This window comes from Dapis brunnea BLCC-M229 (assembly GCF_050015995.1).
Taxonomy (GTDB): Bacteria; Cyanobacteriota; Cyanobacteriia; order Cyanobacteriales; family Microcoleaceae; genus Trichodesmium.
In genome coordinates, this window is record NZ_JBNHEP010000158.1 from 34,481 (window position 1) to 51,808 (window position 17,328).

The 17,328-nt window shown below is 42.5% G+C and carries 2 protein-coding genes; both read right to left on the reverse strand.

Features of this window, described 5'->3' with window-relative positions:
- Window positions 1-688: 688 nt before the first annotated feature.
- A complete protein-coding gene (locus ACP6PM_RS18735; RefSeq protein ID WP_426587242.1) occupies window positions 689-16,225 on the reverse strand; it encodes a CHAT domain-containing protein in 15,537 nt (5,178 codons plus the stop codon).
- Window positions 16,226-16,727: 502 nt separating this feature from the next.
- Window positions 16,728-17,063 carry a hypothetical protein gene (locus ACP6PM_RS18740; protein WP_426587244.1) on the reverse strand — a complete coding sequence of 112 codons (336 nt, stop codon included), beginning with the start codon at window positions 17,061-17,063 and terminating at the stop codon, window positions 16,728-16,730.
- Between the last annotated feature and the right edge of the window lie 265 nt (window positions 17,064-17,328).

The following is a 17,328-nucleotide window of genomic DNA, read 5'->3' on the forward strand; positions in this document are numbered from 1 at the left end:
TAGGCTGTTATAGCGCTTTTGAGATGGGTGAACTACACAATCAAAACCACAACCCTTTTAGGGACGTTCCATAGAACGTCCCTATTTTGATCTATTCAAAAGTCAAAAGTCATACCGTTTCACGGAAGTCAAAAGTCAGTATGGGCGAATGGCCATTCGCCCATACAAAAGTCATGCATTAATATTCGATCGGCTCAAAACTCTGACGTTAAAGTAATTTCAGGAAATAATTTCACATCTAAAGTTGGAAATTATTTGTGACATCTTTAAAATGATATCAAATCCGGTTAATTCGGTATAAAAAAATGTTCCATCTTCGTGTCATTGCCAAATCTTTCTAAATTCTCTCCCCTGCTAACTTTGCGCCTGGGCACCTCCTGAGTCAAGATCTAAATTGTCTTCCCTGGTAACTTCGCGCCTGGGCACCTCCTGTCTCCTGTCTCCTGTCTCCTTATCTAAATTACACCAATGCTACCAGATTTGATATAATCTCATGTCCGGTAGCATCGGAGCGTGTATAGAATTAAATCACAATTGCAAGAAAACCTTCTGTCTTCTGCTCTGTGCTTTCCTTCTACCAAAGTAGAAGTATTCAAGCGGACATGATATCATAAGACTTTTTCAGCAAACCCTAAATAGGGGGAAATCCCCAGGAACAAAGATTGCTGTCTCCTGACTCCTTATTCAATCACCAAGGACTACCAACCATAGTAAAACCCGCCCAATAATAAGGATGAGATAAATCTTGAGTGCCAAACTTTCCTAATGCCGATGGTAACACCACTGTACCACGCGCTCCACTTCCCCTTAACTCCCCATCTACAATCACTACCTCAGAACGCAACATTGCTAACTGCGCCTGTTGTAGTGCTTCTGCTTTAATCTTAGCATTATTCAAATGAGTATAAAACTCTGTCATTAACCCCAATGTACCCTCATCGCTCACATACCACAAACTAGCTAAAGCTGACTTCACTCTTGCTGCTACTGCTAATCCGGCAAACCCTAATTCCGCATTTCTGTCTCCTATAGCAGTGCGACAAGCTGACAATACTAACAACTCTACCGCAGGTTCATTCCAACCTAACTGCCTAATTTGGTCTAACTTGATTTGTTCACTCCCCCACAACTGAATATAAGAGTTGCTAGCTGTTCCCGGTAGAAAATCAGCATGAGTAGCTAAATGAATAATTGGATAAGGATATTTTTTTCGTTCATTTAACAAGTTATTGCGAGTGAAGTTTTCATTGAGGAACATATTACCTTGCCATAACTTTTCGGAGATAGTTTCTATCTCTACAGGTACTGCTGGTAATGGCTCTTTTTCCAGAAATTCACTGGCTCCCATTGTTAATACTTGGGTATCTTGAAGTGGGCGATAATTAGTATCCATTAAACTCACACTAGGAATCAGACTAATACTATATTTTTCTATCAGAAATTCTTCTCCGTCATGTAATGCTGCAACAGGTAAAGTTCGTAAACCTTCATCCATACTAAATAGTAAAGTGTCGATATTTGCTGCTGCTAATTCTGGTGCTATAGGTGCGATGAGCCAATCATATAATTGTTGTGCTAGTGGTAGATAGCTCTTAGTATTACGACGGGCGGGATTTGTAATTTGACCGCGCAACTTCAAGACAGATTTCATAAGTTTTTTCCGTTTAGCTTCGGGAATTGTTTTGATAATTGGCTGACTGTCTTTGGTAAATAATATGATTTGTAATTGGTCTCTATAAGCATTAATATAAACAACAGCCGATTCTTTTCCTGTTTGAGCAGCCATGTCTGTCAAGATATCTCTGACGTTTTTTGTATTAACCAATTTTTCGGCTAAGTCTTCTCCAAAGTAATCTGAAAATTCTTTGATCCGGTTTTCTTCTAACATCATTATTACTTGGTCTGAACCTGTGGCTACTGTTATAGGTTTGGTATTAACAGTATCAATTATCTTTAATATTTGTTGAGTTTGGGTGATGTTGTTGACAGACTCTTCTGTTTGTTCTTTGGCAGTGCCAGTATTTGTAGTTTGGTTGTTGTTACTGGGGGTTGTATCATTAAGATTGACTGATATCTGGCTGATATTTTGATTGGTTTCTTGGCTCTGAATATTGATTGATTCATTACCAAAATTTTGATTAATTTCTCCTAGGTTTTGTTGGCTACCAGCGGTTTGAATATTGGTAGTATTATTTCCTGCATTTTGAGTCACGTTGCCGATATTTTGCTGGCCACCGGCGGTTTGAATATTGGTGGCATTATTTCCTGCATTTTGAGTCACATTGCCGATATTTTGCTGGCCACCGGCGGTTTGAATATTGGTGGCATTATTTCCTGCATTTTGAGTCACATTGCCGATATTTTGATTACCACCAGCAATTTGAATATTAGTGGCATCATTGCCAGCAGTTTGAGTGATATTTCCTGTAGTTATGTCCCCAAATGTTGCTTGAATATTAGTGGCATCATTGCCAGCAGTTTGAGTGATATTTTCTGTAGTTATGTCCCCAAATGTTGCTTGAATATTGGTTGTGTCATTGTTGGTGAGGATACCCCCTGTGGTTTGAATATTGACTGTATCATTGTTGGTGAAGATACCACCTGTAGTTTGTATATTGGTAGTATTATTTCCTGCAGTTTGGTTGATATTTCCTGTGGTGATGTCCCCACCTGCAAGAGCAATATTGGTATTGTTATTGGTGGTGATGTTGCCACCATCTGTTTGAATGTTAATGGTATCGTTGCTGGTGAAGTTACCTCCTGTGGTTTGTCTATTGATGGCATCATTCCCAGCAGTTTGAGTGATATTTTCTGTGGTGATATCGCCACCTATCACTTGAATGTTAGTCATCTCAGTGGTAGTGATATTGCCACCCCCTGTTTGAATATTAATGGTATCATTGGTGCTTAAGTTGCCACCTGTACTTTGATTGTTGATGGCATCACTCTGGGCATTTTGGTTTATATCTCCTGTGTTGATGTTGCCACCTGTAGCTTGAATATTAGTTGTATTATTTGTGGTAATATCACCACCATTGGTCTGAATATTAATAGTGTCTGTGGTGTTAAGATTTCCACCTGTGGTTTGATTATTGGTAGTGTCATTACCTGAAGTTTGGTTAACATCTCCTGTATTGAGATTTCCACCTGTGGCTATGTTGGTAGTATTTTCTGTGGTGGTGAGGTTGCCTCCATCTGTTTGAATATTGGTAGTGTCTGTGGTGGCTATATTTCCACCTGTGGTTTGATTATTGGTAGTGTCACCCTGGGCATTTTGAGTAACATTTCCTGTATTGAGATTTCCACCTGTGGCTATGTTGGTAGTATTTTCTGTGGTGGTGAGGTTGCCTCCATCTGTTTGAATATTGGTAGTGTCTGTGGTGGCTATATTTCCACCTGTGGTTTGATTATTGGTAGTGTCACCCTGGGCATTTTGAGTAACATTTCCTGTATTGAGATTTCCACCTGTGGCTATGTTGGTAGTATTTTCTGTGGTGGTAAAGTTTCCTCCGTTTGTTTCGTTGGTAGTAGTTTCTGTGGTGGTAATATTTCCACCTGTGGTTTGGTTGTTGGTGGCATCGTTACCTGCGGTTTGGTTAACATCTCCTGTGATTATGTTACCACCTGTGGCTATGTTGGTGGTGGTGTCTGTGGTAGTTGCGTTGCCTCCGTTTGTTTGAATATTGGTGGTGTCCGTAGTAGCTATATTTCCACCTGTGTTTTGATTATTGGTAGTGTCATCCTGGGCATTTTGGTTAACATCTCCTGTGGTTATGTTACCACCTGTGGCTATGTTGGTGGTGGTATCTGTAGTAGTTACATTGCCCCCATCTGTTTGAATATTGGTGTTGTCTGTAGTGGTGATATTTTCACCTGTGTTTTGATTATTGCTGGCATTGTTACCTGCATTTTGGTTGACATCTCCTGTATTTATGTCTCCACCTGTGGCTATGTTAGTGGTGGTGTCTGTAGTGGTAAGGTTGCCTCCGTCTGTTTCGTTGGTAGTAGTATCTGTAGTGGTGATATTTTCACCTGTGTTTTGATTATTGCTGGCATTGTTACCTGCATTTTGGTTGACATCTCCTGTATTTATGTCTCCACCTGTGGCTATGTTAGTGGTGGTGTCTGTAGTGGTAAGGTTGCCTCCGTCTGTTTCGTTGGTAGTAGTATCTGTAGTGGTGATATTTTCACCTGTGTTTTGATTATTGGTAGTGTCATTACCTGCGGTTTGGTTGACATCTCCTGTACTTATGTTGCCACCTGTGGCTATGTTAGTGGTGGTGTCTGTGGTATTGGTAGTAGTGTCTGTAGTAATATTTCCACCTGTGGTTTGGTTGTTAGTGGCATCGTTACCTGCGGTTTGGTTGACATCTCCTGTGCTGATGTCGCCCCCTGTGGCTATGTTGTTACTACTATCATCTGTAGTTATGTCTCCACCTGTAGTTTGATTATTGGTAGCATCATCACCTGCATTTTGGTTAATATCTCCTGTGGTAATGTCTCCACCTGTGGCTATGTTGTTACTACTATCATCTGTAGTTATGTCTCCACCTGTGGTTTGATTATTAGTAGCATCATTACCTGCAGTTTGATTAATATCTTCTGTGGTTATGTCACCCTCTGAGGTTTGATTATTAGTCGTATCCTCCTCAGCAGTTTGATTAATATCTCCTGTGGTTTGGTCTCCCCCTGATGAAATATCTGTATTCGCGTCTCCTTCTCCTGCTTCTTGAGTAATATCTCCTGTCTCAACGTCTTCTGTTGCTCGTAGCTTTAAAATGCCTATTGTACCCTCAGATTTGATTTCGACATCATAAGTATCTATTGAACCATCTGTTGCTTCAACGTTAATCTCACCTGCGCTCGTTGTACCGATGGAACTCAAATCTCCTGTGCCTACTTCTGTGCCGTTGATTATAATACTGCCACTACTTCCCTCTGGAGCTTCTGTTGTCACATTCTCTGTGTTTACCTCTGCTGTCTGGCTTTGAATGGTTAAGTCTCCACTTTCTGTCATACCATAAGATGATACGTTGGCTAGGTTGACGCTTTCTGAGGCATTAAGTTGTACGTCGCCTCCTATTCCTTGCTCTGAGAAAGAGTCTATATCTCCTCCGGTGGCATCTATATTACCTATTCCACTCTCTATTGTGACATCTCCTCCCTGTTGCAGTCCTTCGGAACGAATGCCTCTAATGGTTATGCTGCCTGGGGATGTCAGGGTAATATTTCCGGCTGTTCCTTCTGTGGAAAATGTGTTTAAGTCTCCTTGAGCATCTATACTATTCTCACTGCTACTATGAATTGTAATATCTCCACCCTGTTGAGTTCCCTGAGATAGTATGGTGTTGATTTCAACGTGGCCTGCTCCGTCTATGTTTACACTTCCGGCTGTTCCTTGTTCTGAGAATGTTTCTATGGCTTGGGTAGCGGTAATTTTACCCTGTTGGCTGGTGATGGTAATATCTCCTCCTGTGGTGGGTTTGGTTGTATTGAGGGCGCTGGCTTCTAGTTTGCCTGTGGTTATGTTGCCTAGGGCTTCTATGGTTATTTTGCCGGAGCCGTCTGGGGAGCGGGAGTTAATCGTGCTGGCGGTGGTGTCTATTGTGCCGTTGTTGCTCTTGATACTGATGTCTCCGGCAAAGCCTTGGGTGGCTTCTCCTTCTGGTTTGGGTATGAGGGTGAAGTTATTGTTGTCGTTGAATTCTAGTCTTTCTCTGACGAAGCCTGATGCTAGGTCTATTTGACCTGTTTCTATGGTACTCTCGGCTGTAATTTCTATTTTTCCTGTGTCGCCAATGTTGGCACCGGAATATATTCTGGCTGTGGTGGTATTAATGTTACTGCCTGCTTCTAATGTTATATCTCCTCCTTGGCCTGGGTTGTCGGTTTCACTGTCGGTTGCAACTTCTGAGGCGGAGATAATATTGCTGTTTTCTGTGAGGTTGATTTCTCCTCCTGCTTTAATGTTAATTTGACCGCCGTTACCATCGGCAAAGGAGGAGATGTTACTGGTGGTAATGTTTCCTTGGGGGGCATTTAAGGTAACGTTTCCTCCGTCGCCTCCTCCTGAATAGTTGGCTAGGATGCCGTTGCTGGTGTCTATGTTTCCGGTTTCGGCTGTGATGTTTATTTGACCTCCTTTTTGTTGGCCGTGGGAACTGATGATGTTGGTGGTGACGTTGGTTTGGGCGTTGAGGCTGACATCTCCGGCGTTGCCTTTTTCTGAGAATGATTGAATTGGTTGGGTGGCGTTGATTTCTCCTTGTTGGCTGGTGATGCTGATGTGGCCTCCATCTGCTGCTTCTGTTTTATTGTTGGCTGAGGAGGTGATGATGCCTGTCGTGATGTTTGATTGGGCGGTTATTTTTATTTCTCCGGCTTTTCCGGTAGCTGTTTCGGTGCTTTGGGCTGAAATAATGCCGTTTTCTGTTGTGAGGGAGCCTGTGTTGATGGTGATGTTGCCTCCTACTCCGGTGCTTGTGGTTTCTGTGATTATTTTACCGTTTAGTTCAAGTTTTTCTGTGGGGTTGATTTTGATGTCCCCTCCATCTCCGTCGTTGGAGGTGGCTGCTGATATGGTAGTACCTTCGGCTATTGTCAGGTTTTGGGTTTGGATGTTTATTTCTCCGGCTGTGCCTGTACCTTCTGTTTCTACTGTTATTTTGCCGTTGCCTTGGATGTCTATGGTTTCTGGTGCGGTAATTTTAATGTTACCTCCATTACCACTGGAGGTTGTGCGAGCTGAGATGAAGCCAGAGTTGCTGAAGTTGATATCTATGTCTGGGTTTTCGTTGTAGGGTTTGAGGGTTAGGCTGCCTGCGGGGGCTTCGCCTTGGGTTTCAGCGAATATTCCTAGTTCTCCTGAGATGTCAAGTTGGTTGCTGTTGATAGTTATCTTTCCTGTTTTTTCTGTATCGATGGCGTTTAAGAGTGCTGTGGCACTAATTTTTGCTCCCTCTCCTATGGTGACTGTTGGAGACTTGATGGTAATATCTCCAGCGCTACCACTGCTGTCTGTTTCTGTGGTGAGGCTTGTTCCTGTTTCTAGGGTAAAGTTGTTGGTATCAATGTTGATATCCCCTGCATTTCCGGTTCCGGTTGTAGAAGCTGTAATATTTATTCCATCAGCTATTGTGAGGTTTTGGGTCTCAATTTCGATGGTTCCAGCATTGCCTGCTCCTGTGGTTTCTACTGATATTTGACCGTCTCCTGTGATGTCTATGGTTTCTGGGGCAGTAATATTTATATTTCCACCGTTACCTGTGGAGGTGGTGCGGGCTGAAATGAAGCCTGAGTTGCTGAAGTTGATGTCTAGATCTGGGTTGTCTTGGTAGGGCTTGAGAGTGATGGAGCCTGCTCGTGACTCTCCTTGGGTTTCGGCGAATATTCCGAGTTGGCTAGAAATGTTAAGGGTGTTGGTAAATATCTTGATGTTTCCGCCTTCTTCTATGTTGGTGGCATTTTCTAGTGCTGTGGCACTAATTTTAGCTCCTTCTCCTATATTAATTAGAGGGGAGTTAATATTTATATCTCCAGCTTTGCCTGCGCTGTTGGTTTCTACTGAGAGTTGGGTATTGTTGTCTAGATTGAATGTTTCTGTGGCTTCTATTTTGATATTGCCTCCGCTTCCTTCTCCTTCTGTGAAGGCTAATATTTGGGAGTTGTTTTGAATGTTGATATTGCTGGCTTCTAGGTCAATGTTGCCTGCTTTTCCTTCTGCTGTACTGGTGGCGGTAATTTTTACTTCATCGGCTACTGTGAGGTTGCCTGTGTCTATTTCAATTTTGCCTGCATTTCCTGTACCTGTTGTTTCAACGGAGATTTTTCCGTCTCCTGTAATATTGATGGTTTCTTGAGCGTCAACTAAAATGTCGCCTCCTCTTCCAGTTGATGTTGTAGTAGCGGTAATATCTATACTGTCTGTTATTGTCAGGTTTGGGGTGAGAATTTCAATTATGCCTGCATCACCTGCTCCTGTGGTTTCAACTGAGATTTTTCCATCTCCTGTAATATCTATGGTTTCTGGGGCGAAGAGGGATATGTTACCTCCGTTGCCGATGGAGGTGGTGCGGGCGGAGATGAAACCGTTGTTGTTGAAGTTGATGTCTAGGTCTGGGCTACCATTGTAGGGTTGGAGTGCGAGTGCGCCTGCGGGTGAGTTGCCTTGGGTTTCGGCGAATATTCCTAGTTCTCCTGAGATGTTGAGGATGTTGCTAAATATACTGATGTTTCCGCCTGCTTCTGTGTAGGTGGCTTCTTCTCCTGCTGTGGCACTGATTTTTGCTCCTTCTCCTATGGTGACTTGGGGGGAGTCGATGCTTATGTCTCCAGCTTTTCCAGCGCTGTTAGTTTCTACTGAGAGTTGGGTGTTGCTGTCTAGGTTGAATGTTTCTGTGGCTTCTATTGTAATGTTGCCTCCCTTTCCATCTCCTTCTGTAAAGGCTAGTATTTCGGAGTTGTTTTGTATATTAATATTGTTAGCTTCTAGGTTGATGTTGCCTGCATCGCCTGCTGCTGTGGTGGAGGCTGTAATGTCTATGCCGTCGGTTATTGTGAGGTTAGTAGTGTCGATTTTGATAGTACCTGCATCACCTTCTCCTGTGGTTTCGACTGAGATTTTGCCGTCTCCTGTAATGTCTATGGTTTCTGGGGCAGTAATATCAATGTTGCCTCCCCTACCTATAGATGTTGTGCGGGCTGAGATAAAGCCAGAGTTGCTGAAGGTTATATCTAGGTCTGGGTTGTCATTGTATGGTTTGAGGGTAAGAGTACCTGCAGGTGAATTTCCTTGAGTTTCGGCGAATATTCCTAGTTCTCCTGAGATGTTGAGGGTGTTGCTAAATATCCTGATATTTCCACCTCCTTCTTCTGTGTTGGTGGCTCCTTCTAGTGCTGTGGCACTGATGGAGGTGTTGTTGCCTATGGTGAGTGTTGGGGATTTGATTTCTATGTTTCCGGCTGCTCCAGCGCTGTTGGTTTCGGCGGATATATTGACTCCTTCACTCAGGGTCAGGTTTTGGGTGTCAATGTTAATATTCCCTGCTTTTCCTGCTCCTGTGGTTTCAACTGAGATTTTGCCGTCTCCTGTAATGTTTATGGTTTCTGGGGCAGTAATATTAATGTTACCTCCATCACCTGTGGAGGTGGTGCGGGCTGAGATGAAGCCTGAGTTGCTGAAGGTTATATCTAGGTCTGGGTTGTCAGAGTATGGTTTGATAGTAAGAGTACCTGCGGGTGAATTTCCTTGAGTTTCGGCAAATATTCCTAGTTCCCCTGAAATGTTCAGCTCATTACTAAATATCCTAATATTTCCCCCACCTTCTTCTGTGTTGCTGGAGTTTTCTTTGGCTGTGGCACTAATTTGTGTGTTTTCGCCGATGGTGAGTTGAGGAGATTTGATTTCTATATTTCCGGCTGCTCCAGCACTGTCGGTTTCGGCCGAAATACTAACTCCTTCACTCAGGGTCAGGTTTTGGGTATCAATGTTAATGTCACCTGCCTTGCCTTCTCCTGTGGTTTCAACTGAGATTTTGCCGTCTCCTGTAATGTCTATGGTTTCTGGGGCAGTAATATCAATGTTACCTCCCTTGCCTATGGAGGTGGTGGAGGCGGAAATGAAGCCTGAGTTGCTGAAGTTAATATCTAGGTCTGGGTTGTCGTTGTATGGTTTGATAGTCAGAGTACCTGCTGGTGCTTCTCCTTGAGTTTCGGCGAATATTCCGAGTTCTCCTGAGATGTTGAGGGTGTTGCTAAATATCCTGATGTTTCCGCCTTCTTCTTCTGTGTTGGTTGCTCCTTCTAGTGCTGTGGCGCTGATGGAGGTGTTTTCTCCTATGGTGAGTGTTGGGGATTTGATTTCTATGTTTCCGGCTGCTCCAGCGCTGTTGGTTTCGGCGGATATATTGACTCCTTCACTCAGGGTCAGGTTTTGGGTGTCAATGTTAATATTCCCTGCTTTTCCTGCTCCTGTGGTTTCAACTGAGATTTTGCCGTCTCCTGTAATGTCTATTGTTTCTGGCGCAGTAATATTAATGTTACCTCCGTTACCTGTGGAGGTGGTGGAGGCTGAGATGAAACCGTTGTTACTAAAGTTAATGTCTAGATCTGGGTTGTCGTTGTAAGATTTGAGGGTGAGGGTGCCTGCGGGAGATTCGCCTTGGGTTTCGGCGAATATTCCTAGTTGGCCTGAAATGTTGAGTTCATTGGTGCTGATGCTAATGCTTCCCTCTTGTGCGCTTGTAGCTCCTACTTTGGCAGTAGCACTAATTTCTGCTCCCTCTCCTATAGTTACTGTTTCGGAGTTGATGCTGATCTCTCCTGCTTTTCCAGCGCTGTTGCTTTCTGTGGTGAGGCTAGTGTTTTGGTCTAGGTTTAGGTTTCCGGCTTCGATGTTGATGTTGCCTGCTGTTCCTGTACCTTGGGTGTCGGCTTGAAGTTTGCTGTTGTTGGTGAGTTCGATGTCTTGGGGGGTTTTGAGGGTTATTTCTCCGGCGTTTCCTTTGGCGTTAGTGGTGCTGAGGATGTTGCTGTCGTCAAATGTTATCGCGCCACCTTCGCTTTCAATGGTAACGTTTCCAGCGGGGTTGTCACCTTTGCTATCGCTTTCGATGGTGACGTTGTTGAGGTTGAGGTCGCCATTGCTGAGGATAGAGACGTTTCCAGATTGGCCTTCGGTGGCTCCTACGTCTACTTCTATTGTTCTACGCCGATCAACTTGTATACTTACTTGTTTACTGGTAATAATAGATAAGTCATTGAGTTTAAGGTTTCCTTGTGACTTACTTTCTATTGTTACTTTTCCTGAATTTCTGTCGGAAGATAGGGTGAGTATTTCTGCGTTGGTAAGGTTGTTGGTGGTAATGTTAACGTCTCCACCATTTCCGGAACCGTTTTCTCCTACTGAGAATGTTCTGATTTCTAGTTGTTCTGCATCTTCAAATTCTGGAGGGTTGAATTTTATTGTGTCTGCAGTCAAAGTAATAGTTCCTCCATCTCCTGAGTTACCAAATTCACTAAAGGAAAGAGAATTGAGCGATTCTGTGGTGAAATTACCAGTCTGAGTCGAGATGGTTATATCTCCCCCATTGCCCCCATTGCCATCATACGACCTGGCATTGAGCGGTCCTGTGGTGATATCACCAGCCTGAGTTGATATCGTTATATCTCCCCCATTACCCCTGGCCGATAAGGAATTGAGGGCCTGCACCCTGATATCACCAGCTTGAGCCGAGATCGTTATATTTCCTGCATCGCCCTCAGACGAAAGATCTACCCCGTCGGTATGAAATAACGCAGAATCAATTCGTGTTGCAGTAATATCACCAGTCTGAGTTGATATTGTTATATCTCCCGCATTACGATCAAACGACGAGGAATGCAGGAAGTCTGCAGTGATATCACCAGTCTGAGTTGATATCGTTATATCTCCCCCATTGCCCCTAAACGCAGGTGATACAAGCCTCTTCGTGGTGATATCACCAGTCTGAGTTGATATCTTTATCTCTCCCCCATCGCCACGAGATCCCGCAGCATTGACGAATCCTCTCGTGGCGATATCACCAGTCTGAGTTGATATCGTTATCTCTCCTCCATTGCCCCGAGACGACGAGGATAGGAGTGCCTCTGTGGTGATATCACCAGTTTGAGTTGATATCGTTATCTCTCCCCCATTGCCCCCAAACGACCTGGAGTCCAGGGATCTTGTAGTGATATCACCAGCATGAGTCGATATCGTTATCTCTCTCCCCTTGCCATTAAACGACCTGGAATCCAGGGATCCTGTAGTGATATCACCAGAATGAGTCGATATCGTTATATCTCCCCAATTGCCCCAAAGCGACCCGGTATTGCTTCCTTCTGTGGTGATATCACCAGCATGAGTCGATATCGTTGTCTCTCCTCCATTCCCCCTAAACGACCAGAGATCCAGGGATCCTGTGGTGATATTACCAGTTTGAGCCGATATCGTTATATCTCCCCCATTGCCCTCAGACGAGGAGGAGTCGATCGATTCTGTAGTGATATTACCAGAATGAGTCGATATCGTTATATCTCCCCCATTGCCCTCAGACGACTCGGATTCGAGGTATTCTGTGGTGATAGCGCCATCCTGAGTCGAGATGGTTATATCTCCCCCATTGCCCTCAGACGACCCGGAACTCAGCGATCCTGTGGTGATATCACCATCCTGAGTTGATATCATCATCTCTCCCCCATTGCCATTAAACGACCCGGAACTGAGCGATTCTGTGGTGATAGCGCCATCCTGAGTCGAGATAGTTATATCTCCAGCATTGCCATTAAACGACCAGGAACTGAGCCATCCTGTGGTGATATCACCAGTTTGAGTCGAGATAGTTATATCTCCACCATCGCTATCACGCGATGAGGATCTGAGCAATCCTGTGGTGATAGCGCCATCCTGAGTCGAGATAGTTATATCTCCCACATTGCCATAAACCGACCCGGAATTGAGGTATTCTGTGGTGATATCACCAGTTTGAGTCGAGATAGTTATATCTCCACCATTGCTATTACGCGACCAGGAATTGAGGTATCCTGTGGTGATATCACCAGTTTGAGTCGAGATAGTTATATCTCCACCATCCCTAGGGTAAGAAGTATCAATATCACCCAAAACAATACCAGCACCAGTAATAGTCAAATTCCGCCCATTAGTCTTAATAGTATCCTTCTCATTATCCAACATCTCCACAATACCGACTCCATCCCCATCCACATCAGCCCGAAATTCTATTTTTCCCTCCCCTGCTTGAAATTCCAAGACATCATCCTCTATATCCTCAATAGTAATATCATTTGTTGCCTCCAATTTAATATTCCCATCCCCAGAACGATCATCAAATTCATCTCCTATAGAAATATCAGTTCCAGACAAAGAAATATCTCCCACCGTCCCGTTATTTGAAGAAGAATTCACCCCTTCTATAGTTATCTTACCCGTCTTAGTGGAGAGCATGATGTTACCACCAGTTTCCTTGCCACCTGTGTTCTGGCTTCCTGTGGTGATGTTACCAATCTGAGTCGAGAGCGTGATGTTACCACCATTATTGTTGCCACCAGAATCCAGCGCTTCTGTGGTGATGTCACCAGTCTGAGTCGAGAGCGTTATATTACCACCAGCAGCAGTCTCGTTGCCACCGGTATTCTGAGTTCCTGTGGTGATGTTGCCAATCTGAGTCGAGAGTGTGATATCGCCACCATTATTGTTACCACTGGAATTCAGCTCTTTTGTCGTGATATTACCAATTTGAGTCGAGAGCGTTATATCTCCCCCATCCTCCTCAGAGGAAGTAGAAATGGCCTCCGTTAAAGTCACATCTCCTGCACTCTCAATTTTAACATCTCCTCCAACAGTAACAATACCATCCACATCCTCACTCACACCACCAATATTCACATTTCCTACATCAAAAAATACCCCACCTTCACCAGAAACCGCCTCTAAATTTTCCACATTTAACTCCAAAGGCGCATCAATTAAACCTATTCCGCCACTGCCACTTGTTTGAAACAAAACACTACCTGCATTAATAGTCGAACTATTAGAAACTCCAGCAATATTTCCCCCATTAGCATTAACTAAAACCTGCCCTGTTGTAGTTAAATTTGCGAGATTTATATCTCCTACTTCTCCTAAATTTCCTAACTCAATATTAATAGATCCACTTCCAGCATTTAACATAGTTCCGTCTAACTGATTTATTGATGCTGCCCCTTCACTCCGGTTAGCAGCATTCATCTCATCATTATTCCCAAGTAAGTCAATATTTCCATTCCCAACTGATGTGTCAATATCCGCATTTATATTAATACTTCCACCAGCTTTTAATTCTACAGACGAATCAGTTTCTATCTTTTCATTAACTGTTATATCATTGTCAGCGCTTAAATTAATATCTGCATCCCCAGCAGAAATATTTTCTGCTAACATTACATCTCCATCACTATTAATATCAATATCTCCTCCAGCAGTAACAATACCATCCACATCCTCACTCACACCACCAATATTCACATTTCCTACATCAAAAAACACCCCACCACTGCCACTAACCGCTTCTAAATTTTCCACATCCAACCGCAAAGGTGCATCAGTTAAACCTATTCCCCCACTGCCATTCGTTTGAAATAAAACACTCCCGGCATTAATCAAAGAATTCTCAGAAACTCTAGCAATATTTCCCCCATTAGCATTAACTAAAACCTCTCCTGTTGTAGTTAAGTTTGCCAAATTTATATCACCTACTTCTCCTAAATTTCCTAACTGAATATTAATAGTTCCACTTCCAGCATTTAACGTCGTTCCATCTAACTGATTTATCGAAGCTGCCCCTTCACTCCGGTTAGCAACATTCATCTCATCATTATTACCAAGTAAATCAATATTTCCATTCCCAACTGATGTATCAATATCCGCATTTATATTAATACTACGACCTGCTTTTAATTCTACAGACGAATCAGTTTCTATCTTTTCATTAACTGTTATATCATTGTCAGCTTCTAAAATTACATTCCCTGATAATTGCCCAATATTTTCTGCACTAATTGTCACATCTGCATTCTCATCTTGAGCAAAAGGATCTATTGGTGCTTCTGTTTCTGTCGTTTCTGAACCATCAGCAATTTCAGAATTTTCTGTCGTTTCTACCTCAGTATTATCTTCTACTGCTTCTGTTTCTGTCGTTTCTGAACCATCAGCAATTTCAGAATTTTCTGTCGTTTCTACCTCAGTATTATTTTCTACTGTTTCTGTCGTTTCAGAACCCTCAGCAACTTCAGAATTTTCTGTCGTTTCTACCTCAGTATTATCTTCTCCTGTTTGTGAAGTATCAGAATTTTCTGACTCTCCTATCGTCACACTTTCTGGTTGTGAAAATATTGTTCCATCTTCTCCCAATGCTGCAGTAACATTCACATTTCCATCAAATGTTAAATCTTGTTTTCCCGTAACTTCAACAAACCCTCCATTACCAGAAAATTCTCCTCCTTTAGCACTAATATTTCCGTCAAAATTAGTAGTTCCATCAGACCAAATTATTACTCTTCCTCCATCTCCATTCTCAATAGCATTAGCAGAAATATTTGAGCCACTATTAACAGAAGTTTGTTGAGAATTAAAAACTGTGCTATTCTCTTGAGAATCGCCTCCAATTAATACTGTACCTCCACCATCTAAACCATCAGCATTAATATTAGTATCAACCAGAGCTACGCGATCTCCCAATACATTTACTTGACCTCCGACGTTTGTTTCATCCCCCCCTTCATAAGGGGGGTTAGGGGGGATCGAAACATCTATATTTCCAGAAGCGATCGCCGTTCCTGCTACATCCTCAACCACTGTATTTGAAGCTGTCAATACCACTTCCCCACTTTCATTCACAGTTATGGATGTGGCATTCATCTCACTCCCACCTGTTAAAAGTCCGGGCAAAGATTGGGGGGTAATACTTACGGTTTCTGACTCATTTCCTGTTGTTGAGGGTACTTCTAAACTTAATACATGTCCTGGTTGAGATATTTTCAAGGTGCTGCCACCTTCTACTGCTGCGATGGTAATGTTTCCCCCTGGGGTGGATAGTTGGCCAGTGTTGATGACTGTTCCACCTACAAAAGTTAGGTTTTCTCCAGGATTTAATGTTAAATTGGCTTCGTTAACTATAGCACCTGGGTTAGATACATTAAATCTATAACCACTGGGTTCTCCGATTAAGTTAGCATAATCATTTGTACCCATGGCCTTAAACCAGTAATTGTTGTTATCAAAACCAATTCCTGTGGCGGTGGTGACACTGAATGAGGCGGGTATGTTGAGGCTAGCATTCGGGCCAAACATTATGCCTGCGGGGTTCATTAAGAAGAGGTTGGAATTACCCCCGATGACTTGGATGAGACCATTAATATAAGAGGCATTTCCACCTGTAACTCTACCGAGAATGTTGCTGGTGTCTGGGGTGGTAACAAAGTTGGCAGTTTGGCCAGAATTGACATTGAATTGGTCAAAGCTATGGAAAAGGTTAGCCCCACTGCGAGTTCCTCCTTCAATGTTGAATTGATTACCGTTTTGATTAATAGTTGTGTTGGTGCCGTCGTTAGCAGGAGTTATAGGTTGAGATTTGGCGGGTGCTGCTGCTAATGTGCCAAGCATTATAGTCAGAGCTGTAATTTTGTAAGAATCTGCAAAATTAGGTTTCATAACAATATTCAATACTAGGAGTTAAAAAAATGATAAAAATCAGACGTATTAGGAGCCATAGGACTGCCTACTAGGAGGCCACCTACATGATTATTCAGTAAAACTTTGATATTTCCAGTGATAAAAATCACCCAAAACCCCACATAGGTAATGGAAATAGGTCAAAACCCTGAAAATGACTCCAACCCAAATGGATAAAAAATATGATTCTTAGATGCGAAACCCTTGCCCTGTAAACTTTGTAGCCTATTTGAAAAGTATTTTTAGCTCTAGCAATGTTTTCTGATGATTATTTGGGTGTAATTAAGTTTTACATTCAAATAGCATTGCTAAATAGTAATAATAAAGCTAAATTAAATTATCTCATATTTTATTAGATTATGTCAAGTAGAAAAATTCCTCAAGCATCATACAACAGATAGAAAAACCTTTAGATAGGAGCAAGAATAGGCTTTCTGTGTATACGTTAAAATTTAATTAAGATTTCGCCAACAGTATCCATCTAACGTTGAGAAATATGCGCTTCTAGTTGACTCAAATTTTTTGCTAAATCTTGAAGAGCATTGAGTAGTTGTTCCTTAGCTTCACCTACAAATAAATCATTAGCTAAACCTAATAACTGATAAACATTTAGGATCATTTCCTCAAATGACTGTTGTACTTCAAGATCGTACATTTTGGCTGTCTCTAGAGGTTTATTTAAAGCACAACATACTATGAAGTCGGCTGAATTAACTCCATCACTAGAAGCAAGTTGAGCGATCGCCTCTTTGTCTGTATAGGAAACAGGAAATGATATAACTGCATTTTGAGATTCTGTTTTTTTAGAAATCACCATAATTATTCTCCTGGGAATTATAAGTTAGTCTTCTCAACAACCTGCTGCTCTGTTATTTATGATGTCCAGCAAACAAGTTGATGAAAATCATTTGTCTGATGTCCTTGTTTCATTACATATATCCTAACTAACCCAGTTGTGCAAAAGCCAAAAAGGCACTTAATTGCAAGTTTGAGCGGAGAAAAAGACACAAAATGTCGTTTTCCCACGAGTCATTGTGTATTTTTTTGCACGTCCATCACAACAACAACATCTTTTGTGAGAG

Bases quoted from the DNA above. Each gene is read 5' to 3' on its own strand.
- ACP6PM_RS18740 (WP_426587244.1), bottom strand. From the start codon at position 17,063: ATGGTGATTTCTAAAAAAACAGAATCTCAAAATGCAGTTATATCATTT.
- ACP6PM_RS18735 (WP_426587242.1), bottom strand. From the start codon at position 16,225: ATGAAACCTAATTTTGCAGATTCTTACAAAATTACAGCTCTGACTATA.